Origin of the sequence: Pseudomonas sp. FG1, assembly GCF_034313875.1 — a bacterium.
In the GTDB taxonomy this organism is placed as follows: domain Bacteria; phylum Pseudomonadota; class Gammaproteobacteria; order Pseudomonadales; family Pseudomonadaceae; genus Aquipseudomonas; species Aquipseudomonas veronii.
Genome location: NZ_JAVIWP010000001.1, coordinates 933,961 through 957,351 on the forward strand (window position 1 = coordinate 933,961; position 23,391 = coordinate 957,351).

General features: G+C 61.8%; 27 protein-coding genes. 12 read left to right on the plus strand and 15 right to left on the minus strand.

The genetic code is table 11. The annotated features are described in order from the left end of the window. Positions 1-167 precede the first annotated feature (167 nt). A complete protein-coding gene (locus RGV59_RS04435) occupies positions 168-845 on the plus strand; it encodes an FKBP-type peptidyl-prolyl cis-trans isomerase (RefSeq protein ID WP_126585179.1) in 678 nt (225 codons plus the stop codon). Positions 846-899: 54 nt separating this feature from the next. On the opposite strand, the gene RGV59_RS04440 is transcribed toward RGV59_RS04435, so the two are convergent. From RGV59_RS04440 to RGV59_RS04470, 7 genes are all read right to left on the minus strand, one after another. Further along, positions 900-1,358, minus strand: a complete 459-nt coding sequence (locus tag RGV59_RS04440; protein WP_017845155.1) for an Rsd/AlgQ family anti-sigma factor — start codon at positions 1,356-1,358, stop codon at positions 900-902. Between the two features lie 209 nt (positions 1,359-1,567). Continuing rightward, entirely contained in the window at positions 1,568-2,089 is a 522-nt protein-coding gene (locus RGV59_RS04445; protein WP_126585180.1) for a disulfide bond formation protein B, read from the minus strand. A 237-nt stretch (positions 2,090-2,326) separates the two neighbouring features. Continuing rightward, positions 2,327-3,568: a heme biosynthesis protein HemY gene (locus tag RGV59_RS04450; RefSeq protein ID WP_017845157.1), complete on the minus strand. Its 1,242-nt coding sequence runs from the start codon at positions 3,566-3,568 to the stop codon at positions 2,327-2,329. Between the two features lie 5 nt (positions 3,569-3,573). Continuing rightward, on the minus strand, positions 3,574-4,689 hold the full coding sequence (locus tag RGV59_RS04455) for a uroporphyrinogen-III C-methyltransferase (RefSeq protein WP_260473857.1): 1,116 nt from the start codon (positions 4,687-4,689) through the stop codon (positions 3,574-3,576). Positions 4,690-4,707: 18 nt separating this feature from the next. Next, positions 4,708-5,466: a uroporphyrinogen-III synthase gene (locus RGV59_RS04460; RefSeq protein WP_017845159.1), complete on the minus strand. Its 759-nt coding sequence runs from the start codon at positions 5,464-5,466 to the stop codon at positions 4,708-4,710. Continuing rightward, the gene (hemC, locus tag RGV59_RS04465) at positions 5,463-6,404 is read right to left on the minus strand and encodes a hydroxymethylbilane synthase (protein WP_017845160.1); all 942 of its coding nucleotides are present in this window, start codon (positions 6,402-6,404) and stop codon (positions 5,463-5,465) included. The genes RGV59_RS04460 and hemC overlap by 4 nt, the downstream gene beginning before the upstream one ends. A gap of 138 nt (positions 6,405-6,542) precedes the next feature. Further along, positions 6,543-7,289, minus strand: coding sequence for a LytR/AlgR family response regulator transcription factor (locus RGV59_RS04470; protein WP_017845161.1), 747 nt, complete (start codon positions 7,287-7,289; stop codon positions 6,543-6,545). A gap of 501 nt (positions 7,290-7,790) precedes the next feature. Between RGV59_RS04470 and argH the strand changes: the two genes are divergently transcribed. Beyond that, a complete protein-coding gene (argH, locus tag RGV59_RS04475; protein WP_046381669.1) occupies positions 7,791-9,185 on the plus strand; it encodes an argininosuccinate lyase in 1,395 nt (464 codons plus the stop codon). 40 nt (positions 9,186-9,225) lie between these two features. Here argH and RGV59_RS04480 read toward each other — a convergent pair whose 3' ends face one another. Next, complete coding sequence (locus RGV59_RS04480) at positions 9,226-9,885, minus strand: glutathione S-transferase family protein (protein ID WP_046381668.1); 660 nt, start codon at positions 9,883-9,885, stop codon at positions 9,226-9,228. A gap of 125 nt (positions 9,886-10,010) precedes the next feature. Here RGV59_RS04480 and RGV59_RS04485 point away from each other — a divergent pair, with 125 nt between their 5' ends. The 3 genes from RGV59_RS04485 (at position 10,011) to RGV59_RS04495 (ending at position 13,711) form a co-directional block, all read left to right on the plus strand. Next, a complete protein-coding gene (locus RGV59_RS04485) occupies positions 10,011-10,295 on the plus strand; it encodes a hypothetical protein (protein ID WP_017845164.1) in 285 nt (94 codons plus the stop codon). Positions 10,296-10,447: 152 nt separating this feature from the next. Continuing rightward, positions 10,448-10,702, plus strand: a complete 255-nt coding sequence (locus RGV59_RS04490; protein WP_017845165.1) for a TIGR02647 family protein — start codon at positions 10,448-10,450, stop codon at positions 10,700-10,702. Between the two features lie 168 nt (positions 10,703-10,870). Next, positions 10,871-13,711 carry a class I adenylate cyclase gene (locus RGV59_RS04495; protein WP_126585181.1) on the plus strand — a complete coding sequence of 947 codons (2,841 nt, stop codon included), beginning with the start codon at positions 10,871-10,873 and terminating at the stop codon, positions 13,709-13,711. Here RGV59_RS04495 and rnk read toward each other — a convergent pair. The 3 genes from rnk to cyaY all read right to left on the minus strand — a co-directional run bounded on the left by rnk (position 13,708) and on the right by cyaY (position 14,818). After that, positions 13,708-14,118 (minus strand): nucleoside diphosphate kinase regulator, encoded by a 411-nt coding sequence (rnk, locus tag RGV59_RS04500; RefSeq protein WP_017845167.1) that lies wholly within the window; start codon positions 14,116-14,118, stop codon positions 13,708-13,710. The genes RGV59_RS04495 and rnk overlap by 4 nt on opposite strands. Positions 14,119-14,249: 131 nt before the next feature. Beyond that, positions 14,250-14,468 (minus strand): DUF1289 domain-containing protein, encoded by a 219-nt coding sequence (locus tag RGV59_RS04505; RefSeq protein WP_026139803.1) that lies wholly within the window; start codon positions 14,466-14,468, stop codon positions 14,250-14,252. Positions 14,469-14,470: 2 nt separating this feature from the next. Beyond that, positions 14,471-14,818 carry an iron donor protein CyaY gene (gene cyaY / locus RGV59_RS04510; protein ID WP_126585182.1) on the minus strand — a complete coding sequence of 116 codons (348 nt, stop codon included), beginning with the start codon at positions 14,816-14,818 and terminating at the stop codon, positions 14,471-14,473. Between the two features lie 238 nt (positions 14,819-15,056). Here cyaY and lptM point away from each other — a divergent pair, with 238 nt between their 5' ends. Genes lptM through RGV59_RS04540 form a run of 6 tightly spaced genes read left to right on the plus strand, consistent with a single transcriptional unit; the run spans position 15,057 to position 19,639 of the window. Then, a complete protein-coding gene (lptM, locus tag RGV59_RS04515; protein ID WP_017845169.1) occupies positions 15,057-15,224 on the plus strand; it encodes an LPS translocon maturation chaperone LptM in 168 nt (55 codons plus the stop codon). 9 nt (positions 15,225-15,233) lie between these two features. Continuing rightward, positions 15,234-16,481 (plus strand): diaminopimelate decarboxylase, encoded by a 1,248-nt coding sequence (gene lysA / locus RGV59_RS04520; protein ID WP_126585183.1) that lies wholly within the window; start codon positions 15,234-15,236, stop codon positions 16,479-16,481. Positions 16,482-16,484: 3 nt separating this feature from the next. Next, entirely contained in the window at positions 16,485-17,315 is an 831-nt protein-coding gene (dapF, locus tag RGV59_RS04525; RefSeq protein ID WP_017845171.1) for a diaminopimelate epimerase, read from the plus strand. Positions 17,316-17,328: 13 nt separating this feature from the next. Continuing rightward, entirely contained in the window at positions 17,329-18,045 is a 717-nt protein-coding gene (locus tag RGV59_RS04530; RefSeq protein WP_017845172.1) for a DUF484 family protein, read from the plus strand. 2 nt (positions 18,046-18,047) lie between these two features. Next, on the plus strand, positions 18,048-18,947 hold the full coding sequence (xerC, locus tag RGV59_RS04535; protein WP_046381665.1) for a tyrosine recombinase XerC: 900 nt from the start codon (positions 18,048-18,050) through the stop codon (positions 18,945-18,947). Beyond that, a complete protein-coding gene (locus RGV59_RS04540; protein ID WP_126585184.1) occupies positions 18,944-19,639 on the plus strand; it encodes an HAD family hydrolase in 696 nt (231 codons plus the stop codon). Before xerC ends, RGV59_RS04540 begins: the two co-directional genes overlap by 4 nt. Positions 19,640-19,752: 113 nt before the next feature. On the opposite strand, the gene sutA is transcribed toward RGV59_RS04540, so the two are convergent. The 4 genes from sutA to glnK all read right to left on the minus strand — a co-directional run bounded on the left by sutA (position 19,753) and on the right by glnK (position 22,530). Beyond that, positions 19,753-20,079: a transcriptional regulator SutA gene (sutA, locus tag RGV59_RS04545; RefSeq protein ID WP_017845175.1), complete on the minus strand. Its 327-nt coding sequence runs from the start codon at positions 20,077-20,079 to the stop codon at positions 19,753-19,755. Between the two features lie 103 nt (positions 20,080-20,182). Next, entirely contained in the window at positions 20,183-20,608 is a 426-nt protein-coding gene (locus RGV59_RS04550; protein ID WP_017845176.1) for a secondary thiamine-phosphate synthase enzyme YjbQ, read from the minus strand. A 212-nt stretch (positions 20,609-20,820) separates the two neighbouring features. Further along, positions 20,821-22,158, minus strand: coding sequence for an ammonium transporter (locus tag RGV59_RS04555; RefSeq protein ID WP_017845177.1), 1,338 nt, complete (start codon positions 22,156-22,158; stop codon positions 20,821-20,823). A 33-nt stretch (positions 22,159-22,191) separates the two neighbouring features. After that, positions 22,192-22,530: a P-II family nitrogen regulator gene (gene glnK / locus RGV59_RS04560; RefSeq protein WP_002555808.1), complete on the minus strand. Its 339-nt coding sequence runs from the start codon at positions 22,528-22,530 to the stop codon at positions 22,192-22,194. Between the two features lie 422 nt (positions 22,531-22,952). Between glnK and RGV59_RS04565 the strand changes: the two genes are divergently transcribed. Continuing rightward, positions 22,953-23,216: an accessory factor UbiK family protein gene (locus RGV59_RS04565; RefSeq protein WP_017845178.1), complete on the plus strand. Its 264-nt coding sequence runs from the start codon at positions 22,953-22,955 to the stop codon at positions 23,214-23,216. The last annotated feature ends 175 nt before the right edge of the window (positions 23,217-23,391 follow it).

Below are 23,391 nucleotides of genomic sequence, written 5' to 3' on the forward strand. Positions count from 1 at the left end.
GCGGCTCATACTAGCCCTCTGCTCTTACCGCCGCTAGGGCATGTTGACAGTATCGTTTGCCTTGCGTTGCACCGTGCGAAAAATCTTATCGATATAACGAAAAACCACGCCACTTTTTACCCTCTCACACTGGCATAATCCGTCGCACTTTCGGCTGGAGAAGACCCATGTCGCGTTACCTTTTTCTTGCGCTTGGCTTGGCGATTTCCGTGGCCAATGCAAACGAGCCGGCACCCTCCAAAACCACTGCCCCGGACGCGCACGACCTCGCGTACAGCCTGGGCGCCAGCCTCGGTGAGCGGCTGCGCCAGGAAGTCCCCGACCTGCAGATCCAGGCCTTGATCGAGGGTCTCAAGCAAGCCTATCAAGGTAAACCGCTGGCACTGGATAGCGCGCGCATCGAACAACTCCTGGCGCAGCATGAAGCGCAGGACGAAGCCGATGCTCAGGTACCGCAAAGTGAAAAAGCACTGACGGCCGAACAGCAGTTTTTGACCCAGGAAAAAGCCGCGAGCGGCGTGCGCGAATTGGCCGATGGCGTTCTGCTCACGGAACTCACGCCCGGCAGCGGCAACAAGCCGTTGGCCAGTGATGAGGTTCAGGTGAAATACGTGGGGCGATTGCCCGATGGGACGGTGTTCGATCAAAGCACCCAGGCGCAATGGTTTCGTCTGGACAGTGTGATCAGCGGCTGGAGCAGTGCGCTGCAACAGATGCCGGTGGGCGCGAAGTGGCGCCTGGTGATTCCATCGGCACAGGCCTATGGCGCCGACGGTGCTGGCACGTTGATCCCGCCTTACACGCCCCTGGTATTCGAGATCGAATTGCTCGGCACCCGACATTGATCCAATAAAAAACGGCGCGTCATACGCACCGTTTTTTTATCTCATCAGCAACGGTCAGGCCGGGGCGACAGCCACATCCCGGTGAGCATTGTGCAGCACTTCGATCAGGCAATCCTCCAACTCGAAACGCTCATGGAGCAGGCCGCCCAGCTCTTTGAATTTCTCGGCAACACACTTGCCGGCATCACACAGGTCATTGAACGCCAGCAGCTTCTCGGTGATCACATCGATGCGTGGGTAGAGGGTCTCGGCCAATTCAAGACCACGCTGATCGTCAAAGGCTTCCGCCTCCTTGGTCAACTGTTCGTAGACGCCGAAATGACCGGCAGACACGTAGTCCACCAAGACACCGCAAAACGCCTGCAGCGGCTTGCGATTCATCGCTAATGCTTCGGGCTTCTCGCCGAGAGCATCAAACGCCCGAACCAGTTCGTGGCGTGCCTTCAACCAGCTGTCGATCAGCTTGTGCACCCCACCCCAGCGTTCCTGAGCATTCTGACAACTTTCCAGCATGATGATCTCTCTTCCCTATAGGGGGCGCTGCCGCTGTGTGCCCGCGCAATACTTCAAAGATAAAGCGGCAGCCGGACAAAGCCGCATCTGACAACGGTTTCAATAACGCATGCGGGCCAGATTATGCCCGCATGACTATGGCTTCAAGGTACGCAGGAGAGAAAGTTCATACAAGTGTTTAATCCCGTCCTACAACTTGCGACCACTTTTCAGCGTGTCGACAGGCGCAAGCGTTGGTTGAATATCAGCCGTGAAAACTGCATGAAACCCAGGATCAACATCGCCACGAAAAACAACAGACTCCACTCCGGGAGGCTCAAATCGAACAGGGTCCAGGTGATTTCCACGCAGTCGACGGTACCGTTGAAGATCGAGCGCAGCGCCTGCGAGAACGACAGGTTTTCGAGCATGTACTGCAAACTGGGCCAACAATCGCCGGCCTGATCAGACGCAGTGTTCTGCAACAACACCTGGCGCACCGCGGTAATTGCACCTAGCGCGGCACAGCCCATGCTCACCAACCCGTACCCATAGATGCCGTAGCGCTTGGGGTTATGAACAGCCGCGACCAGGTTGATCAACGTAAAGGTGGCGAGGAATAGCCGCTGAACCTGGCACAGAAAGCAGGGCCGCAGCAGCGCGCCATATTCCAGGTAGAAAGACGCACCCAACGTCAGCGCACCGGCCATGAACGCCAGGAAAAACAAGGAGCGTGAGGGGGCCAAAGACATTGTTTATCCGTACCGCGAGAGATAGGCCGTTACGGTAGAGGAAAGGCCTGACCCCTTTCAATACGCGTTAGAGCAGACGATTCCGTTAAAACGTAGGGACATCCCGCCAGAGCTTGGAGGACATAACCTGACGCAACGTAGGAATGTATTACGAACCCAGTTAAATCGAGTCTTTACACAGAACCCAAGGGTTGGCTGTCGGATGCATCCGAGCCAACCCTCGTACCTGTTCCTGCTTCAACCCCGCACCGGCGCGGGCAACGGTGAGGCGAGCAGACGGTTGTCCAGCAGGCCCAGGCCTTCCTGGAACAGCTGGTTGCTGCGCTCGGTGTCACCCAACTGGGCCAGCAGGCGTGCCAGTTCGGCACACGCCTCGGGGTTACGCTGCACCTGCAGGCTGCTTTCCAGATAGTCCCGCGCCTTGCCCCACAGACTGTTTTGCAGGCACAGGCGCCCGAGGGTCAACAGCAAGCTGGCATCACCGGGATGATCCTTGAGCCAGCCTTCGGCAAACTTCAACTGACGGGCCGGGTCACTGCCGCGCAACAGGCCATACAGGCGGATCAGGTGGCTGTCATACGCACGCTTGAGCGCGCCGCGCAGCACCTCTTCGGCCTTGGCATCGGCGCCCAGCTGGCGCAGTTGCTCGGCGTAGGCCAGCACTAACGGCGGCTCCTGGCGCTGGGCGGACGTCAGTTGCTGCCAGGCGCGCTCAAGCGCCTGCAACCCCGCTTCGCCCTGCTCTTCCCGCTGGGCGGCCAGGCTCAGGTTTTCACCCCAGGCGCGGCGCTCCAGCTCGGCCAATTCGCCGGCCGGCAATACTTTGTCCTTGCGCAGCTCAGGCAACAGACGAATCACCGACGACCAATCGCCCCGCTGCTGATGCAAGCGTTGCAACTGGCGCAGCACCTGGGCGTTATGCGGATGACGCTCGTGCATGGCCTGCAAGGTGGTCAGCGCGCCGTCGGTGTCGCCACGGTCCGTCTGCAATTGTGCATGGCTCAAGGCAATCGCCAGTTCGGCCTGGGGCTGTCGCTCGAGGGCGCGCTCCAGCAGGCCGTCGCACTCTTCATATCGCCCTTGCTCGTTTGCCGCCCGGGCCGCGCCAAGGTAATACAACAGCGGCTGGCGTTCGGCTTCGGCGGCACGATGCAGGTGACGTTCGGCACTGGCCCAGCGGCCTTCGGCGAGGTCCATCTGGCCGTGCTCGATCGCGATCTGCACGCGCCGGCTGCGGTTACGCCGCGACCATGGGTTGACCACGCCGCCCGAGGTGCTCAACAGGCTCAACAACACACGAATCAGGTAGATCGCCAGGCCGATGACAAATACCGCCACCAGGGTAGCCCACAGGCTCGACTCGTAATGCAGCAGATGGGGATAGGTAATCAACACGTAGCCGGTGTGTTTCGAAATGCCCACGGCCAGCGCCAGGGCGACCGCAATCGCCAGCACCAGGATCACATAGAAACGCTTCATCGGCTCTACTCCCGGCTCGCCGGCGTGCCGGCCGAAGCCTTGGCTTCGTCGGCAGGCAAGTGACGACGTTCAAGGTATGCCTGCACGGCGGCCAGGCTGGCGGCCAGGTCCGGAGTCACGACCGAGACGGCCTTGGGCTCAAGCTCGGCGATACGCGCGAGCATCGCTTTGCTCTGCGGGTTGTCCTGGTTGAAGTTGTCCTGCAACACGCTGCGCGCTTCACCCAGCGAACGGCTGTACACCGCCGCCTCGCCATTGAGCGCAGCCCATTGCGCCTGTTCGAGGGCCAGGCTCAGGGCCAGGCGAACCTGGTTCAGGCCTTGGCCGGCGAGCAGTGGGCGAATGTTGTCATCGGGGTTGAAGTCGATGCGGAAGTAACGCGAGAGCTGCTCCCACCATTGGCTCAAGCGGTTTTCCGTATCGGTGGTCGGACGCCCATGGGATGTCGGTTCCTGAAGCTGGTACTCCGGCGCAATCGCCGCCAGTTGCACGACTTGATCGCGCAAGGCCGCCAATTGCAGGTAGAGCCCGGTACGGTCCGGTTGTTCGGTACTGCGCAACGCGGCAAGGCTCTTGGCCAATTGCTCGCGCGCGGCGTAGGCACCCGGATCGCTCTGCTCGCGAAGAATCTCGTCGGCGCCCTGGACCAGCGACTGCGCGCTGTTGATGTCCTGCAGGGCAGACAAGCGCAGGCTCGCCAGACGAATCAGGTGTTCGGCTTCTGCCAGGCGCCAGTCCTTGCGGCTGGCCCCGAGCACGGTTTCCAGGCGCTGGCCCAAACGCTGCTGGTCGCCCTGCAACTGGGCCAGCAAGCGGCGGCGCTCCTCCAGCTCGTCCGCACCCGGCAGTTGCGCCAGGCGTGCAGCCAACTGTTGCTGGCTTTGCTTGAGGGTCTGGGACTGGTCGTCGAGGCTCTTTACCTGGCTCAGCTGTTGCTGGTTGCTGGCTTGCAGGGTGCGGACCTGCCAGATCCCCCACCCGCCGGCGGCAACGCCCGCAGCACCCAGCAGCAAGGCGACGATTGCCAGGCCATTGCCACGGCGCGGCGCGGTGACCGGTGTCTGGCCCGGCGCATCGAGCGCGGGCTGAGCTTCATCTTTAGGCAAGGCTGTTTCGCTCACGTATCCATCCTTTGCGTATCAGAGAGTGGGAACGGAATGGCTCCGTAACGCCACTAACAAAGCCGCGGCACTCGCGCCGCGACAATCCACAACTTTTTCTGCGCCAGCCGCCCGCGCCATCTCATAGACGCGCGGGCTGGGCACGAACAACGGCAGCCGGGCCACCTGTGGCCAATCCGAACCGGCCAGGGCCTGCAGGTGCAAAAAACCCTGCCCACTGCTGACCACCAGGCCGTTCAAGCGTTCCAACTGGATGCGCTGCATCAGTACACCCGGGTCGTAGGCCGGAAGGAAACGGCGATACAACTCCAGATAGTCGACACTAGCACCTTGCTCGCGCAAACGCTCCGCCAGCAGCTCTCGCCCGCCCTCGCCGCGCAGGATCAACACCCGCGCATCGGTGCGCGCAACAGCCTCGCGCAAGGCGGGCAAGGCCAGCAATGCCTCGCTGTCGTCGCCGCTGGGCGGATAATGAACGTCCAGGCCCTGATCGGCCAGTACCTGGGCGGTGGCGGCACCCACGCTGAACCACGGCAACCGCGGCCAGTGTCGCTCCAGGCGTTGCACGCCAAGGCGCGCCGCTGGTTTGCTGACCACAATTACCGCGCAATAGCGACCCAGGTCAGCCCAGACCGCCTGCTGCTCAGGCGTGACCGGCAAGGCTTCGATCTCCAGCAACGGCAGGCTGCTGCTGAAAATCCCGACATCCGACAACGACGCCGCCAACAGCGCAGACTCCTCGGCAGGCCGCGTCAGCAGCACACGCCAATCGGTCACTGCGGACCGGCCTCGCCGTAGACTTTTTGCAGGATGGCACCGGCGCCCTGGTCCAGCAGCTCTTCGGCAACCTGGATCCCCAGCGCCGTCGCATCACGCTGCGGCCCGCGCACTTGCGCGGTGATCAAGTTGCCGCCTTCCGGGTCGCCCACCAGGCCACGCAGCCACAGGTTTTCGCCTTCGAGCACGGCGTAGCAGGCGATCGGCACCTGGCAGCCACCATTGAGGTGTTTGTTCAGGGCGCGCTCGGCGGTGACACGGACGTCGGTGTCGTGGTGGTCGAGCGGTTTGAGCAAGGCGTGGATTTCACTGTCGGCGGTGCGACATTCGATGCCCACTGCGCCCTGCCCGCCGGCGGGCAAGCTGTCTTCGACGCTGATGACCGAGGTGATGCGGTCCTCGAAGCCGAGCCGGATCAAACCGGCCGCCGCGAGGATGATCGCGTCATATTCACCGGCATCGAGCTTGGCCAGACGCGTGTTGACGTTGCCGCGCAGGAAGCGGATCTGCAGATCCGGGCGACGCGTCAGCAACTGGGCCTGACGACGCAGGCTGGAAGTGCCGACGATGCTGCCCAACGGCAGCTCATCCAGGGACGCGTAGGTATTGGACACAAAGGCATCGCGCGGGTCTTCGCGCTCGCAGATGCAAAACAGGCCCAGGCCTTCGGGGAAGTCCATGGGCACGTCTTTCATCGAATGCACGGCGATGTCGGCTTCGTTTTCCAGCAGCGCGGTTTCCAGTTCCTTGACGAACAGACCCTTGCCGCCGATCTTCGACAGCGGCGAGTCGAGCAGCTTGTCGCCGCGACTGACCATGGGCACCAGGGATACCTGGAGCCCAGGGTGGGCCTGCTCGAGACGTGCTTTGACGTATTCGGCCTGCCACAAGGCCAGGGCGCTTTTACGGGTGGCGATGCGGATTTCGCGAGAGGACATGGATCAATCCGTACTGAATAGATACGGCAGATAATAACAGCTCAGGCAAATTCGCTTTGATTTGAATCAGCAAGTGCGGGGCCTCCCTGGCCACAGCGCACCGGGATCACGACTATAGACCGCGCTGCAGCCCGTGGACTAAAGCTGCTGCATCATCTTGCGCACGCCAGCGACATGGCGGCGGCTGACGATCAAAGCATCGCCGTTAAGCCCTTTCAGGAACAACTGAAAGTGCCCCAGGGGCGTGCGTTGCAGGCGCTCGATGCGCTCGCGGGCCACCAGCGCGTTGCGGTGGATACGCACGAAACGGTCGCCGAACTCATCCTCAAGGGCCTTGAGCGGCTCATCGAGCAGCACTTCGCCAGACTCGTGACGCAGGGTCACGTACTTGTGATCGGCGATGAAGTACACCACCTGGCTCAGCGGGATCAGCTCGATACCCTTACGGGTGCGCGCGCTGATATGGCTGCGCGGCCCGTTACCGCTCTGGGCGGCGGGCTGGGTCAGGGCGGCAAGCTGGACGCGATTGGGGCGCTCGGCTTTTTTCAACGCCTTGAGCAACACCTCGGCAGTCACCGGCTTGGCCAGGAAGCTGACACCGCTGGCTTCCAGGGTTTCGGCAGGGAATTCTTCCTCGGCGGCACACAACACCACGGCCGGCGGCGATTCGCGCTCGCTCAGGCGGGCGGCGACTTGCAGGCCATCCAGGCCCGGCATGCGGATGTCGAGCAGCACCACATCCGGCTTGAGGCTGTCGATCAACGTCAACGCCTCCTCACCCGTGCTGGCGCTCGGTTCAAGGACTGTATAACCCTCGAGTTCGCTGAGCAGACGGCTCAGTCGCTCGCGGGCTTGGGGTTCGTCATCAACGATCAGGACATTCATATTGCGCTGGATTCCTGCGTGAGTCTCGCACAAGGATAGCGTAGACAGGTGCGGTGACTTGCGTCACAGCGATCCACGCTAAGACTAGCGCGAGCGGCAAAAAGTGCCCTGAGAGCGGCACTCATATTTATCCGGACCTGTTCAATAGCGCCCAAAACCTGCCGCCCTTGGGCATCGTCGTAGGGTTTGCTGATACACAATCCGAATACCCCCCTTGTTTAATGGTAGTCAGGGTTATGACCGCATCACCTGACTTTGGTGCATTCACACACTATCAGTCCAACTGTAGACGCTCGCCGAGACGACATTGCTCATTCGTCAAATATCGTTTCAATAAGCACCTCTGCCCAGTCTCTTCCCGGACGCGGTCGGCGGCAAGGCACTTAGCCATGCTTGGCACAAATAAAATGCCGACCACCCGCAGCACCGCCTCCACGGGCAACCCTGTTATTATCGTCGGCACACCTCCACGCCTCTTTTAAGCAGATCACGAGCGAATCCATGAGCACCGACAAGACCAACCAGTCCTGGGGCGGCCGCTTCAGTGAACCCGTCGACGCCTTCGTCGCCCGCTTCACCGCCTCCGTCACCTTCGACCAGCGCCTGTACCGCCACGACATCATGGGCTCGATCGCCCACGCCACGATGCTGGCCAAGGTCGGCGTGCTGACCGACGCCGAGCGCGACAGCATCATCGACGGCCTGACCACCATCCGTGGCGAGATCGAAGCCGGCACGTTCGACTGGCGCGTCGACCTGGAAGACGTGCACATGAACATCGAAGCCCGCCTCACCGATCGCATCGGCGTGACCGGCAAGAAACTGCACACCGGGCGCAGCCGTAACGACCAGGTGGCCACCGATATCCGCCTGTGGCTGCGTGACGAAATCGACCTGATCCTGGCCGAAATCACCCGCCTGCAAAAAGGTTTGCTGGAACAGGCCGAGCGTGAATCGGACACCATCATGCCCGGCTTCACCCACCTGCAGACCGCACAGCCGGTAACCTTCGGCCACCACCTGCTGGCCTGGTTCGAAATGCTCAGCCGCGACTACGAGCGCCTGGTGGACTGCCGCAAGCGCGCCAACCGCATGCCGTTGGGCAGCGCCGCGCTGGCGGGCACTACCTACCCGATCGACCGCGAGTACACCGCACAACTGCTGGGTTTTGACGCCGTGGGCGGCAACTCCCTGGACGGCGTGTCGGACCGCGACTTCGCCATCGAATTCTGCGCCGCCGCCAGTATCGCGATGATGCACCTGTCGCGCTTCTCCGAAGAACTGGTGCTGTGGACCAGCGCGCAATTCCAGTTCATCGACCTGCCCGACCGCTTCTGCACCGGCAGCTCGATCATGCCGCAAAAGAAAAACCCCGACGTGCCGGAGCTGGTACGTGGCAAGAGCGGCCGCGTATTCGGCGCGCTGATGGGCCTGCTGACCCTGATGAAAGGCCAGCCCCTGGCCTACAACAAGGACAACCAGGAAGACAAGGAACCGCTGTTCGACGCCGCCGACACCCTGCGCGATTCGCTGCGTGCCTTTGCCGACATGATCCCGGCGATCAAGCCCAAGCACGCGATCATGCGTGAAGCGGCGCTACGTGGGTTCTCCACCGCGACCGACCTGGCGGACTACCTTGTGCGCCGTGGCCTGCCGTTCCGCGACTGCCACGAAATCGTCGGCCATGCCGTGAAGTACGGCGTGGAAAGCGGCAAGGACCTGGCGGAAATGAGCCTGGAAGAACTGCGCCAGTTCAGCGACCAGATCGAGCAGGACGTGTTTGCCGTGCTGACCCTGGAAGGCTCGGTGAATGCGCGCAACCACGTGGGCGGTACCGCGCCGGCCCAGGTCAAGGCCGCCGTCGTGCGCGGTCAGGTCCTGCTCGCCAGCCGCTAGGTCGAAAATGTGGGAGGGGGCTTGCTCCCTCCCACATTGATCACTTCTTCGCCGCCACCATCGCCATGAACGCCGGCATCGCCGCTTCCCTGTCCGCCGCCACCTTCAGGGCGTTAGGCATGGCGTGCAAACGCTCCAGCAATGCCTTGGCCGTCGGCAATTCAGCCAACAGGTCGAGGCCGAACAGCTTCTCGGCCACGCCGCAGGCGAGGTTCAGGCTGTACATGAAATACAGATCGGCAATCGTAAAGCTCTCCCCCGCTACGTAAGGCGCGAACTTGCCGTGCCGACCTAACGTCCCCACCCCCAGCAGCAACTCGGCCCGGGCTTTGTCCTTGATCGCCTCCGGCACCGGCATGCCAAAATACGCTTCGGCGAAACACGCACGGGCGGGCAGCTCGATGTACAGCTCGATTTCCCTGCACAATGTCAGCACCTGAGCGCGCTGAAACGGTTCGGCCGGCAGCAGCGAGGGGCCTTCCTGGGTTTGCTCGATGTATTCGAGGATCACGCTGGTTTCGTTGATAAAGCCCTGTTTGACACCCAGCACCGGCACCTTTCCCCGCGGGCTGATCGCTAGGGCGGCGGGTGTTTGCCCGGCAAAAAAAGGCACCTCTTCGAATGCCAGGCCTTTCTCCAAGAGCGCCAGCTTGACCATGTTGTAGTAATTGCTGACCGAAAATCCGTAGAGCTTGAGCATCGCAAAGCCTCCAGGCCATGTGCGGGGTTGGCTGCATGAGTTATAGATCCGCCCGACCAACCTGGCTAGCAGCATCACCTGCCTGAATGGGGGTAGACTGGCGCCCTTTTCTTGAGGAGCCTGCCATGAGCGAGCCGACCGATATCGACAACGACGAAGAAGCGTTCACCGAAAGCACGCTGACCCAGGCCATCGAAAACCAGATCGAAAGCGACAATCCGCCCGCCGCCAAGGCCACGTTCAACAAGCTGACGCTGGTGGGTTACGAGCGCGAAGAGATTTTGAACATGATGGCCCATGTGCTGGCGGTGGAAATCGACAAGATGCTCGACGAAGACCGCGCCTTCGATACCCAATGGTATGAATCCGCCTTGCGCGCACTGCCCGAGCTGCCGCCTGAAAACGCCTGAAGCGAGCGCCCGTGTGGCCGGGAAGCCTGCTTCCTCGCCACAACACTGCGCCATATCAACAGCCGCGAGTTTCCCACTGGACAGCCCGCCAAAGTACGTTCACCTTAGGGCCTGCTAGCCTCTAACAAATTCTTAGAAAGTCTGGAGTCCCTATGTCGTATACCCCTGAGTTGGTTGCCGAACTGGAAATCCTTGCACTCTTCAACCTGGACAGCTCCCAGGAAGGTCTGAAAGTCCATCAGACTGCCGCACCGACTGCTATCGCCGCCGCCAAACGCCTGTTCGAGAAAAAACTGATCGACCAACCGGACGGCGGTTACCTGACCAGCCTTGGCCGGGACGCTGCAGAACAAGCCCAAACCCTGCTGACCATCCTGACCACCGCCGCAACCAAAGAAGCTGCCTGATTCCGGATACTGCCCATGGAGTCCGCCGCGGCGGATTCCGAGGGCATTGCCGTGAACCGGATAAAATTCTGACGCCAAAAACCGTTTCCCCTCTAAACCTCCTACGCTTCTGAATGTAAACTCCTACACGGCCGCCCATGTCGGGCCTTGCACGCCGCCGAGTTCGACATGACCCGCACCCATGAGATCCGCCCCGACCTGGACGAAGGCATCGACCGCAAGGTGCTGGCCCAACTGCGCGCGCGGTTCATGGCGCTTAACGCAGGGCGCATGGCCCGGGCTGTCGAAGGGCTGACGCCACGCCAGCAAAGCGTATTGACCCTGCTGCCGCTGTTTTTCCACGTCAATCACCCGCTGTTGCCCGGTTACGTGTCGGGCAGCACCCCGGCCGGGCTGTCGAATTTCGAACCCGACGCGCAGGCCCTGAACGAAGCCCAACGCCTGACCCGTTCGTTCTCCTACAAACCGCGCCACGGCAACCCGCCGCAGCCGATCCATGGCCTGTTCCTGATGGGCAGCCTCGGCACATTGGCCCAAGCCGACCAGAGCGACATGGACGTGTGGGTATGCCACGCCCCCGACCTGAGCGACAACGAACTGGTCGAGCTGCGCAAGAAATGCCAGTTACTGGAAGCCTGGGCCCAGAGCATGGGCGCCGAGGCGCACTTCTTCCTGATCGAGCCGAGCCGGTTTGTCTTGGGCGAACGCGACACGCAACTGAGCTCCGACGACTGCGGCACCACCCAGCATTATCTGTTGCTGGATGAGTTCTATCGCACCGCCATCTGGCTCGCCGGTCGCACGCCGATCTGGTGGCTGGTGCCGGTGTATGAAGAAGTGCGCTACGCCGAGTTCACCCACACACTGATTTCCAAACGCTTTATCCGCGCCGATGAAACCCTCGACCTCGGCCACCTGGCGCGCATCCCGCCCGGCGAGTTCATTGGCGCCGGGCTGTGGCAATTGTTCAAGGGCATCGAATCGCCCTACAAGTCGCTGCTCAAGCTGCTGTTGACCGAGGTCTACGCCAGCGAGCACCCGAATGTGCAGTGCCTGAGCCTGCGCTTCAAACGGGCGGTGTTCGCCAACCGGATGGACCTGGACGAGCTGGACCCTTACGTCGTGGTCTACCGGCGCATCGAGGAATACCTCAACGCGCGCAACGAGCCGGAACGCCTGGAACTGGTACGGCGCGCGCTGTACTTGAAGGTCAACCGCAAGCTCAGCGCCGGCCAGCGCACCGTCGGCTGGCAGCGCCTGTTGCTGGAACGCCTGGCCCATGAATGGGGTTGGGACCAGCGCCAACTGGCGCTGCTCGACAGCCGCAGCCAATGGAAAGTACGCCAGGTGGCCTCCGAGCGCCGCGCCCTGGTCAATGAGCTGAACTACAGCTATCGCTTCCTGACCCAGTTCGCCCGCACCGAACAGACCGTCAGCCTGATCAACAAGCGCGACCTCAATGTGCTTGGCCGTCGCTTGTACGCGGCGTTTGAACGCAAGGCCGGCAAGGTCGAATTCATCAACCCCGGCATCGCCCCGGACCTGGCCGAAGACACCCTGACCCTGGTGCAATCGGCCAACCGCAAGGAACCGGGCCAGCATCATTGGGGCCTGTACAACGGCAACCTCACCGCCCTGGAATCGGAGCACTTCGCGCCGATCAAGCGCAGCCGCGACCTGCTGGAAATGCTCACCTGGTGTCACCGCAACGGCGTGATCGACAGCAGCACGCGCCTGGCGCTGCACCCAGGCGTCAGCGACATGACCGAATTCGAACTGTTCAACCTGCTGGGCAGCCTGCAACAGACCATCGCCCTGCCCCTGGCCAGCGTCGATGAAGAGCGCCTGCTGCGCTCGGCGGTGCCGGAAGAAGTGCTGTTGCTGATCAACGTCGGCGTCGACCCGCTCAAGCACCATCGCGACCTGAACATCCTGATGACCACCGAGCGCACCGACTCCCTGAGTTACGCCGGCGTGCGCGAAAACCTGGTGCTGACCCTCGACCAGGTCACGCTCAACAGCTGGAACGAGGTGATGGTCAGCCGCTACGACGGTCCCCATGCCCTGCTCGACTGCCTGCGCGACTACCTCAACCAGTTGCCGTCGGACCACCTGCCACGCCTGCGGGTGCGCTGCTTCTGCCACAACCGCGCACAGTTCATTGCCCAGCGCGTGGAAGACATCTTCGACACCGCGCAGAACCTGCTGCTGGGCCAGGGCAACCATCGCTACTTGCTGCAGGTGCAGCAGCACTATCACGTGATGGAGCTGATGCCCGGCCAGGCCACCCACGTCTCACTGGCGACCCAGGACGCGCTGATCGCCTACCTCAGCGAAGAACTGGCCAGCTACAGCCCGTTGCACCTGGACGCCATGGCCCTGGAAGACCACGACCTGGCGCTGCTGCTGCCGATGGGCATGGCCGAATGCGTGCAGGTGTTTTACCGGGTCAACGAAGGCTTCGCCGAGCTGTATGTGCTGGATGAGTTCAACGCGCTCTGGCAGCAACGCTTGCCGTTCCATGATGAACAGAGCCTGCTGGCGCCGTTGCAGCGTTTTCTGCAGTCGATCATCTATCGCCGGGACGCGCTGTCGCCCCTGGACCCGCAAGAACCGCTGGGCGCGGTGCAAACCTTGTATTACCAACTGTTGCCGTCGGGCAGCAATCGCGCACGCGGTATCGAGCCCCGGCCGGCCCCGCAAAACCCGGCCAACAAGCCGTTTTATGACGTGCAGGCGATTATCGGCAAGGCGGCGCCGGGCCAGGTGGGGATCACCCTGTACTGCAATCAGCGGGAGTTTTCCGAACTGGAGTTTGGCGACCAGCTGTTTGCAGTGGTCGCCCGGGAGATCGTCGGGCAGCGCCGCGAAACCGAGCGCTACCGCTGCTATATCACTGATCTGGATCTGTCGGGCCTGCTCGGCGACGTACAAAGCCCGAGCAATCTGTACCTGCGTTACAAAGCCGAGCTGGAACAGGCGCTCAATGACGCACTGAAGCAGATTTAAAGCGAGAAGGCGCCGCCGTCTTTGGGCTGGCCTTCAACACTGAGCAGTTCGAGCTTGAGGGTCTTGCCGCCGGGTGCCGGCCAGTCGATGTGCTGACCCACTTTCAGGCCGAGCAACGCGCTGCCCACCGGCGCCAGGATCGAAATCTTGCCCGCGTCGGCATTCGCATCCTTGGGGTAAACCAGGGTCAGGTGATAGTCCTTGCCGCTGCCTTGCTCGCGGCAATGCACGCTGGAGTTCATGGTCACGACGCTTGCAGGCACTTCATCGTGGCCAACCACTTCTTCGGCGCGGTCGAGTTCGTGCTGCAGGGCTTCTACACCTGGCGAATTCTCGCCGACACGGTCGATCAGTTGCTCAAGACGCTGCACGTCGAGACGGGTAAGAATGATGGAAGGTGCGGTCATGATTCAGGCAGACTCCTTTTTTCTGCACAAAAAAGCAAAACCCCGCCAGGAAAAGGCGGGGTTCTCACGGACCTCGATGAGTTGAGGTGTACCCGGACACTACCACAGCACCGTAAATAAACAAGACGGGCTCAAGGCCCGACTTTGCGCCGCTCGGCCTGGGCCACGATCACGCGTCGCCGCTGATCATCGGCGGAGCGCCATTCACGGATGTCTTCCACATGGCGAAAGCAGCCAAGGCAGACTTTTGCCTCGTCCAGCCGACACAAACTGATACAAGGTGACGGCACCGCCGGGCTGACATTACTGAACAACGGCTTGGGCGGACGCACGATTGCAGGCTGGCTCACAATCAATTCTCGTCGGGGTTCAGCTCATCGAAGCTGAGCTCGACGCCGGCTTGTTCCTGAACCAGCCGCGCGAGCATTTCGCTGAGCAGCTCATCGCTGGTATCGCACTGCCAATTGCGGTCTTCTTCGTTGTAATCGAAGTGAAAACCACCGGAACGTGCCGCCAGCCACAGTTGGCGCAACGGTTCCTGGCGACTGAAGATCAGTTGAGTGCCGTTCTCGAACTTGACGGTCAGCACCCCGGCCGAGCTTTCCAGGTCCACATCCAGGCCGCTGTCGTCGAAAATATCTTCCAGCGCGTTCTGGGTCGAATCCACCAGGTCGTGAAAACGGGCTTCGGTCAAACTCATTGCGGCAACCTCAAAAGTGTCTGGTTTTGCTCAAGCGCCGCACGATACGGACGCGCTCCGCCGATTGCAAAGGATACCGAGTTCATTACCAATGGCGGTAAGAAATATCCCCGACAAGCGTAGCCAGCTTCGCAGTTATGTCGGCAAACCCCCGCCGGACGGGTATTCCGGCGCATAGGCAAGCTGGCGGGTGGTCGGTATACTCGGGCGCAATTAATGCATATTCAAGGATTTCGCCATGAAGCGCCTGATCTCTTCCCTTGCTGCGCTCGTCGCGGTCGCTTGCCTCGTTAGTGCCTGTGGTCAAAAAGGCCCGCTGTATCTGCCCGATGACAGCAAAGACCCGAATGAACAGGCGCAATCGTCGCAAAAGCCTGCCAAAGCGCATAAGCACGACACTTACTAAGGGAACCCCATGGACGCTTTTAACTACCGGAACGGCGAGCTGTTCGCGGAAGGCGTGGCGCTGTCCGCAATTGCCGAGCGCTTTGGCACCCCGACCTATGTGTACTCGCGCGCGCATATCGAAGCCCAATATCGCTCTTTCACCGACCCGTTGAACGGCGTGCCGCACCTGGTGTGCTACGCGGTCAAGGCCAACTCCAACCTGGGCGTGCTCAATGTCCTGGCGCGTCTGGGCGCCGGTTTCGACATCGTCTCCCGCGGCGAGCTGGAACGTGTCCTGGCGGCTGGCGGCCAGGCTGACAAGATCGTCTTCTCCGGCGTCGGCAAGAGCCGCGAAGACATGCGCCGTGCCCTGGAAGTCGGCGTGCATTGCTTCAACGTCGAATCCACCGACGAGCTGGAGCGCCTGCAAGTGGTCGCCGCCGAGATGGGCGTTCGCGCGCCGATTTCCCTGCGCGTCAACCCGGACGTCGACGCTGGCACCCACCCGTACATTTCCACCGGCCTGAAAGAGAACAAGTTCGGCATCGCCATCGCCGACGCCGAGGACGTGTACATCCGCGCCGCCCAATTGCCGAACCTGGAAGTGCTGGGTGTCGACTGCCATATCGGCTCGCAACTGACCACCCTGCCGCCGTTCCTGGATGCCCTCGACCGCCTGCTGGCGCTGACCGACCGCCTCGGCGAGTGCGGCATCTACCTGCAGCACATCGACCTCGGTGGCGGCGTGGGCGTGCAGTACCGCGATGAAGAGCCGCCGCTGATCGGCGACTACATCAAGGCCGTGCGCGAACGCCTGGAAGACCGCGACCTGACGCTGATGTTCGAGCCGGGCCGCTACATCGTCGCCAATGCCGGCGTGCTGCTGACCCAGGTCGAGTACCTCAAGCACACCGAATACAAGGATTTCGCCATCGTCGATGCGGCGATGAACGACCTGATCCGCCCGGCGCTGTACCAGGCCTGGATGAATGTCACCGCCGTAACGCCTCGCGACAGCGCAGCGCGCGCCTATGACGTCGTCGGCCCGATCTGCGAAACCGGCGACTTCCTGGCCAAGGATCGTCAGTTGGCCCTGGAAGAAGGCGACCTGCTGGCCATTCATTCGGCCGGTGCCTACGGGTTTGTCATGAGTTCCAACTACAACACCCGCGGGCGTGCCGCCGAGGTGCTGGTGGACGGTGATCAAGCGTTTGAAGTGCGTCGCCGCGAGACGGTAGCCGAGTTGTATGCTGGCGAAAGCCTGCTGCCGGAGTAAGCCATGCTGCTGCGTTTTACCAAGATGCACGGGCTGGGCAATGACTTCATGGTCCTTGACCTGGTCAGCCAGCACGCGCACATCCTGCCCAAGCACGCCAAACAGTGGGGCGACCGTCATACCGGCATCGGCTTCGACCAGTTGCTGATCGTTGAGGCGCCGAGCAACCCGGAGGTGGATTTCCGTTACCGGATCTTCAACTCCGACGGTTCCGAAGTGGAACAGTGCGGCAACGGTGCGCGCTGCTTCGCCCGCTTTGTGCTGGACAAGCGCCTGACCGCCAAGCGGCAGATTCGCGTCGAGACCAAGAGCGGCGTGATCGAGCTGGATGTCCGCAGCGACGGCCAGATCAGCGTCAACATGGGCGCGCCACGCCTGGTGCCGGCGGATATTCCGTTCCAGGCCACCGAGCAGGCCACCCACTACACCGTCGATGTCGACGGCCAGGCTGTCGAACTGGCGGCGGTGTCCATGGGCAACCCCCATGCGGTGCTGCGGGTCGACGACATCAATAATGCGCCGGTGCACGAGCTGGGGCCGAAGATCGAACATCACCCGCGCTTTCCGGCACGGGTCAATGTGGGCTTCCTGCAGGTGATCGACCGCTCCCGCGCGCAATTGCGCGTATGGGAACGCGGCGCTGGCGAAACCCAGGCCTGCGGCACCGGTGCTTGCGCCGCTGCCGTGGCCGCGATCAGCCAGGGGTGGATGGATTCGCCGCTGCTGATCGACCTGCCCGGCGGACGTTTGTCCATCGAATGGGCAGGCCCCGGCCACCCGGTGATGATGACCGGGCCGGCCACGCGCGTATACGAAGGACAGGTCCGTCTATGAGTGAGCCAAGCAAATGACCGATAAGCCTCAAGTACCCGCACAAGCATCCCCGAGCGAAAGTCTGGAGGCCGCTGCCGTCGCGGCGTACCTTGAGGCTAACCCGGACTTCTTCGTCGAACACGAAGAACTGCTGCCAGCCCTGCGCATCCCCCACCAGCGTGGCGATACCGTGTCGCTGGTGGAGCGGCAGATGAAGATCCTGCGCGAGCGCAACATCGAAATGCGCCATCGGCTCTCGCACTTGATGGACGTCGCCCGCGATAACGACCGCCTGTTCGACAAGACCCGTCGCCTGATTCTGACGCTGATGGACGCCACCAGCCTGGAAGAAACTGTGATCGCCGTGGAAGACAGCCTGCGCCAGGACTTCCAGGTGCCCTTCGTCAGCCTGATCCTGTTCAGCGACAACCCGATGCCGGTCGGGCGCTGGGTCAGCGGCGGCGAAGCGCAAACGGCGATCGGCGGCCTGCTTTCCGAAGGCAAGACCATCAGCGGCACCTTGCGCGAGCATGAACTGGACTTTTTGTTTGGCGCCGAGCAGCGTAAGCAGATCGGCTCGACCGCCGTGGTCGCCCTCAGCCATCAAGGCCTGCATGGGGTACTGGCCATCGCCAGCCGTGATCCTGCGCACTACAAAAGTTCGGTGGGCACGTTGTTCCTGACCTACATCGCCGAAGTGCTGGGCCGCGTATTACCGCGCTTCACCACCGCCCTGCGCGCGGTGCGCTGACCATGGAACGGCAACTGGACGCTTACTGCGCACACCTGCGCAGCGAGCGCCAGGTGTCGCCCCACACCCTGGAGGCCTACCGGCGGGACTTGAACAAGGTCCTGGCCTACTGCGAAAAGCAGCAGATCCCCAGCTGGAAGGCCTTGGACATCCAGGGCCTGCGCAGCCTGATCGCGCGCCTGCACCAGCAGGGCCAATCCTCGCGCAGCCTGGCGCGCCTGCTGTCGGCGGTGCGCGGCCTGTATCACTACCTCAACCGCGAAGGCCTGTGCGACCACGACCCGGCCAATGGGCTGGCCCCGCCCAAGGGCGAGCGGCGGCTGCCCAAGACCCTCGACACCGACCGCGCCCTGCAATTGCTCGATGGCGCCGTCGAGGACGACTTCCTGGCCCATCGTGACCAGGCGATCCTGGAGCTGTTCTATTCTTCGGGCCTGCGCCTGTCGGAACTGACCGGGCTGAACCTCGATCAGCTCGACCTCGCCGACGGCCTGGTGCAAGTGCTCGGCAAAGGCAGCAAGACCCGCGTGCTGCCGGTGGGCAGGAAGGCCCGGGAAGCGCTGCAACTGTGGCTGCCCCTGCGCGCACTGACCAACCCGGCGGACGACGCCGTATTCGTCAGCCAGCAGGGCCGGCGCCTGGGGCCGCGGGCGATTCAACTGCGGGTCAAGGCGGCCGGCGAGCGCGAGCTGGGGCAGAACCTGCATCCGCACATGCTGCGGCACTCGTTTGCCAGCCATTTGCTGGAGTCGTCCCAAGACCTGCGCGCGGTGCAGGAACTGCTCGGCCACTCTGATATCAAGACGACACAGATCTACACCCACCTGGACTTCCAACACCTGGCAACGGTGTACGACAGCGCCCATCCACGGGCCAAACGCATCAAGGGCGGCGACTCATGAGTATCAAGCTGATCACCTTCGACCTCGACGACACTCTCTGGGACAACGTCCCCGTCATCATCAGCGCCGAAGCGTCGATGCGCGAATGGCTGGCCACCCATGCCGCCAAGGTCGGCGAACTGCCCCTGGAACATTTCGCCAGCCTTCGCCAGCAGGTGCTGGAACGCCATCCCGAACTCAAGCACCGCATCAGCATGCTGCGCCACCACGTACTGATGCACGCGTTTGAAGAGGCCGGTTATCCACAACCTGAAGCGACGGAAATGGCCGATGTGTGCTTTGAAGCGTTCATTCATGCGCGCCACCAGCTCACCGTATTCCCCGAAGCCGAGCCGATGCTGCAAGCGCTGCGCAAACACTTCCTGCTGGGCGTGATCACCAACGGTAACGCTGACGTACAGCGCGTCGGGTTGGCGGACTACTTCCACTTCGCGCTGCGCGCAGAAGACATCGGCATCGCCAAGCCGGATGCGCGGTTGTTTCAGGAAGCGCTGCAACGGGGCGGGGTGGACGCCAGCGCGGCGGTGCATATCGGCGATCATCCCGGTGACGACATCGCCGGAGCGCAACAGGCGGGGCTGCGTGCCGTGTGGTTCAACCCGACAGGCAAGGTCTGGGAAGGGGATAAACTCCCGGATGCGCAGATTCGCAGCCTGACGGAACTGCCTCCGCTGCTCAAAAGCTGGCAGTAAGTGGGAGGGGGCTTGCCTCCCCTATATTGGCAGGCGGTGAGCCGTAGGATTTGTTTCAGGCATGAAAAAGCCCGCAGCGACGGCGGGCTTTTCCAGCAAGCCAGAAGCAGACCTCAGATAGGTCGGCTGCCGTACTTGTTATCCGGCTTCTTGGGTGGATCTGCCACCACGTTGGCCTCGACTTCCTGCACTTTGCCGCCTTTAGCGAGGAATTCCTCCATCGCACGGGCCAGCGCGTCGCGCTCTTTGTTCTTGGCTTCAACACTTGGCAGCTCATCGACCGAAACAGCGGCCTTGGCTTTGCCTTTGGCAGCCGGAACAGGAACGTCATCGCCACCGTCGTCGTCAGCAACGTCTTCCGCTGCCGCCTCAAGACCTTCTTCGGTGTCGTCTTCGTCGCCTACTTCCAGTTCGTCGTTTTCCAGATCATCGTCGCTCATGTTCTACCTCATGACTTGCGAAAAGCAGATTAGTTATAGCCCAGCTTCACCATCTGTCGAAGGTCGCCGGAAAAAAATCAACATCCACCGGATAACCAGTGGCTTATGCCCCATCACCGTGCAAAGTGGCGAGGACTTTACGAGCACCGCCATGATCACGGTGCTCGCCCAGATAAACACCTTGCCAGGTCCCCATCGCCAAGCGGCCGGCCTTGACCGGCAAACTCAGCTGGCAACCCAGGAGACTGGCCTTGAAGTGCGCCGGCAGATCGTCCGGGCCTTCGTCGTTGTGTTCGAACCCGGCTCGGCCTTGCGGCACCAGCGAGTTGAAAAAACGCTCGAAGTCACGACGAACCGCCGGATCGGCATTCTCGTTGATGGTCAACGAGGCCGAGGTATGCTGCAACCACAGATGCAACAGGCCCACGCGACACGCCTTCAATTCAGGCAAACCGGCAAGCAACTCGTCGGTTACCAGGTGAAAGCCCCGGGGCTTGGCCCGCAGGGTAATCAGGGTCTGTTGCCACATACAGTTCTCCGCCCATCGGCGCGCATTCTAGCGCGCTCTGGGAAAAAACAAAGTGTCGAATACGCCTACATGCCTGTAAGACATTCGCACCCGGAAAAGTGCCGTGTGAGCGCCATCATCCACGCGACGCAAAAACCCGGCATCCCGCGTCATGAGTGACAAACACCAGACAAAAAAATGCCCGGCAAGCCGGGCATGTTTTTTTCGCCTACTTACAAGTTGTAGCCGCGTTCGTTGTGTTGTGCCAGGTCGAGGCCGACAGCCTCTTCTTCGTCGGTAACCCGCAGGCCCATGACCATATCCAGCACCTTGAGGATGATGAAGGTCACGATGGCGGTGTAGATCACAGTGAAGCCGACGCCTTTGCACTGAATCCAGACTTGGGCCGCCACGTCAGTCACGGTGCCGAAGCCGCCCAGGGCTGGGGCTGCGAAAACGCCCGTGAGGATCGCACCGACGATGCCACCGATACCGTGTACGCCGAACGCATCCAGGGAGTCGTCATAGCCCAGCTTGCGCTTGAGGCTGGTGGCGCAGAAGAAGCAGATCACACCGGCAACCAGGCCGATCACCAGAGCGCCCATCGGGCCCACGGTGCCTGCCGCAGGCGTGACGGCGACCAGGCCAGCCACCACACCCGAGGCGATGCCCAGGGCACTTGGCTTACCGTGGGTGATCCACTCGGCGAACATCCAGCCCAGCGCCGCAGCAGCTGTAGCGATCTGGGTCACCAGCATCGCCATACCGGCAGTGCCGTTGGCCGCAGCAGCGGAGCCGGCGTTGAAGCCGAACCAACCGACCCACAGCATGGCCGCACCGACCAAGGTGTAACCCAGGTTGTGAGGGGCCATCGGGGTAGTCGGGTAGCCTTTACGCTTGCCAAGCACGATGCACGCCACCAGACCAGCCACACCCGCGTTGATATGCACCACGGTGCCACCAGCGAAGTCCAGCACGCCCCAGTCCCACAGCAGGCCACCATTGCCGCTCCAGACCATGTGTGCGATCGGCGCGTAAACCAGGGTGAACCAGATAGCCATGAAGATCAGCATCGCGGAGAACTTCATGCGCTCGGCGAACGCACCGACGATCAGCGCCGGGGTGATGATGGCGAAGGTCATCTGGAAGGTGACGAACACCGCTTCCGGAAACAGCGCCGCAGGCCCGGTGATGCTGGCCGGGGTTACGCCCGCCAGGAACGCCTTGCCCATGCCGCCAAAGAAGGAGTTGAAGTTTACAACGCCCTGCTCCATGCCGGTCGTGTCAAACGCGATGCTGTAACCGTAGATGACCCACAGAATGCTGATCAGGCCAGTGATGGCAAAACACTGCATCATCACCGACAGAATGTTTTTCGAGCGAACCATACCGCCGTAGAACAGCGCCAGGCCGGGAATGGTCATGAATAGCACCAGCGCGGTGGATGTCAGCATCCACGCGGTGTCGCCGGAATTGAGGACTGGAGCAGCCACTTCGTCTGCCGCCATGGCCAGGCTTGGCATTACGATGGACAACAGGGCTCCGAGCCCTGCGAATTTACGCAGAGTCATATTGTTTTCTCCTGGGGCGTTGGGTTTGGCGGCTTAGATTGCGTCGGTATCGGTTTCGCCGGTACGGATGCGAATAGCCTGTTCCAGATTGACCACAAAGATCTTGCCGTCACCGATCTTGCCGGTGTTGGCGGCCTTGGTTATCGCCTCGATAACCCGATCAAGATCCTTGTCGTCAATGGCGACATCAATCTTCACCTTCGGCAGGAAATCAACCACGTATTCCGCGCCGCGATACAGCTCGGTGTGACCCTTCTGCCGCCCGAAGCCTTTGACCTCAGTAACGGTAATGCCCTGCACGCCGATTTCGGACAACGACTCGCGTACATCGTCCAACTTGAACGGCTTGATGATGGCAGTGACTAGCTTCATGAAAACTCTCTCCCGAATTGGTGGACTTGCCCCAGGAAAACAAACCCGTCTCAAGTCTAAGCGCAGCGCCTGGCTTTGTAACGCATCGTCGCAAGAGCAGTTGCCATTGCGACGCCAGCGAACCACTGGTGACGAAACCTGTACCCCTGATCCGTCGGCGCACTGCATTCGTCACAGCGACTGCATCAGTGCATGGGTCATGTTCGTCTAAGCAGAAACCTTGCCAGCTCCGTAAAAACCACTGAAATCAGTCCCTTGCCCACTTATGCCCACCTGCGGGGCTTTTTGGCGGGGTGATTGCGCACGAAAACGGTGCGCTACCGCCCGACACCCTGCGCGAAAAGCGTGCGCCCGAGGTCGTGGAAATGACTATAGACGCTGCGTGATACACTGCCCGCCAACAGTTTTCCGGAATATTTCCCATGCTCGCGCCCAAAGACCTCCTCGACGCCCTGAGCGGCCATGCCTCCCGCCTGTTCAGCGGCGAGACCCCGCTGCCCCGCAATGAAATCGAAAGCCAGTTCAAGGCCTTGCTGCAAAGCGGCTTCAGCAAGCTCGACCTGGTCAGCCGGGAAGAATTCGACAGCCAAATGGTGGTGCTGGCCCGCACCCGAGCACGCCTGGAAAGCCTGGAGGCGAAAGTGGCGGAGCTGGAAGCGCGGTTGACCCCGGCAGCCTCTGAATAAACCCCGACCAATGTAGGAGCTGGCTTGCCTGCGATGGAATCACCTCGGTCCCTCTGATACGCCTGACCGCCCCTATCGCACGCAAGCCAGCGCCCCCACCTGTTCTGCGTCACTCTGCGGATACGTTCTGTAAAACCTCCCGCGTCCCGCTCGACCCCACCTCGTCTACCCTTGA

Bases quoted from the DNA above. Each gene is read 5' to 3' on its own strand.
- xerC (WP_046381665.1), top strand. From the start codon at position 18,048: ATGGAACGGCAACTGGACGCTTACTGCGCACACCTGCGCAGCGAGCGC.
- RGV59_RS04540 (WP_126585184.1), top strand. From the start codon at position 18,944: ATGAGTATCAAGCTGATCACCTTCGACCTCGACGACACTCTCTGGGAC.
- RGV59_RS04550 (WP_017845176.1), bottom strand. From the start codon at position 20,608: ATGTGGCAACAGACCCTGATTACCCTGCGGGCCAAGCCCCGGGGCTTT.
- RGV59_RS04450 (WP_017845157.1), bottom strand. From the start codon at position 3,568: ATGAAGCGTTTCTATGTGATCCTGGTGCTGGCGATTGCGGTCGCCCTG.
- RGV59_RS04470 (WP_017845161.1), bottom strand. From the start codon at position 7,289: ATGAATGTCCTGATCGTTGATGACGAACCCCAAGCCCGCGAGCGACTG.
- dapF (WP_017845171.1), top strand. From the start codon at position 16,485: ATGCTGCTGCGTTTTACCAAGATGCACGGGCTGGGCAATGACTTCATG.
- RGV59_RS04445 (WP_126585180.1), bottom strand. From the start codon at position 2,089: ATGTCTTTGGCCCCCTCACGCTCCTTGTTTTTCCTGGCGTTCATGGCC.
- rnk (WP_017845167.1), bottom strand. From the start codon at position 14,118: ATGACCGCACCTTCCATCATTCTTACCCGTCTCGACGTGCAGCGTCTT.
- RGV59_RS04495 (WP_126585181.1), top strand. From the start codon at position 10,871: ATGACCCGCACCCATGAGATCCGCCCCGACCTGGACGAAGGCATCGAC.
- cyaY (WP_126585182.1), bottom strand. From the start codon at position 14,818: ATGAGTTTGACCGAAGCCCGTTTTCACGACCTGGTGGATTCGACCCAG.
- glnK (WP_002555808.1), bottom strand. From the start codon at position 22,530: ATGAAGCTAGTCACTGCCATCATCAAGCCGTTCAAGTTGGACGATGTA.
- RGV59_RS04555 (WP_017845177.1), bottom strand. From the start codon at position 22,158: ATGACTCTGCGTAAATTCGCAGGGCTCGGAGCCCTGTTGTCCATCGTA.
- RGV59_RS04490 (WP_017845165.1), top strand. From the start codon at position 10,448: ATGTCGTATACCCCTGAGTTGGTTGCCGAACTGGAAATCCTTGCACTC.
- lptM (WP_017845169.1), top strand. From the start codon at position 15,057: ATGAAGCGCCTGATCTCTTCCCTTGCTGCGCTCGTCGCGGTCGCTTGC.
- RGV59_RS04530 (WP_017845172.1), top strand. From the start codon at position 17,329: ATGACCGATAAGCCTCAAGTACCCGCACAAGCATCCCCGAGCGAAAGT.
- RGV59_RS04485 (WP_017845164.1), top strand. From the start codon at position 10,011: ATGAGCGAGCCGACCGATATCGACAACGACGAAGAAGCGTTCACCGAA.
- RGV59_RS04480 (WP_046381668.1), bottom strand. From the start codon at position 9,885: ATGCTCAAGCTCTACGGATTTTCGGTCAGCAATTACTACAACATGGTC.
- RGV59_RS04435 (WP_126585179.1), top strand. From the start codon at position 168: ATGTCGCGTTACCTTTTTCTTGCGCTTGGCTTGGCGATTTCCGTGGCC.
- lysA (WP_126585183.1), top strand. From the start codon at position 15,234: ATGGACGCTTTTAACTACCGGAACGGCGAGCTGTTCGCGGAAGGCGTG.
- sutA (WP_017845175.1), bottom strand. From the start codon at position 20,079: ATGAGCGACGATGATCTGGAAAACGACGAACTGGAAGTAGGCGACGAA.
- RGV59_RS04565 (WP_017845178.1), top strand. From the start codon at position 22,953: ATGCTCGCGCCCAAAGACCTCCTCGACGCCCTGAGCGGCCATGCCTCC.
- hemC (WP_017845160.1), bottom strand. From the start codon at position 6,404: ATGTCCTCTCGCGAAATCCGCATCGCCACCCGTAAAAGCGCCCTGGCC.
- argH (WP_046381669.1), top strand. From the start codon at position 7,791: ATGAGCACCGACAAGACCAACCAGTCCTGGGGCGGCCGCTTCAGTGAA.
- RGV59_RS04440 (WP_017845155.1), bottom strand. From the start codon at position 1,358: ATGCTGGAAAGTTGTCAGAATGCTCAGGAACGCTGGGGTGGGGTGCAC.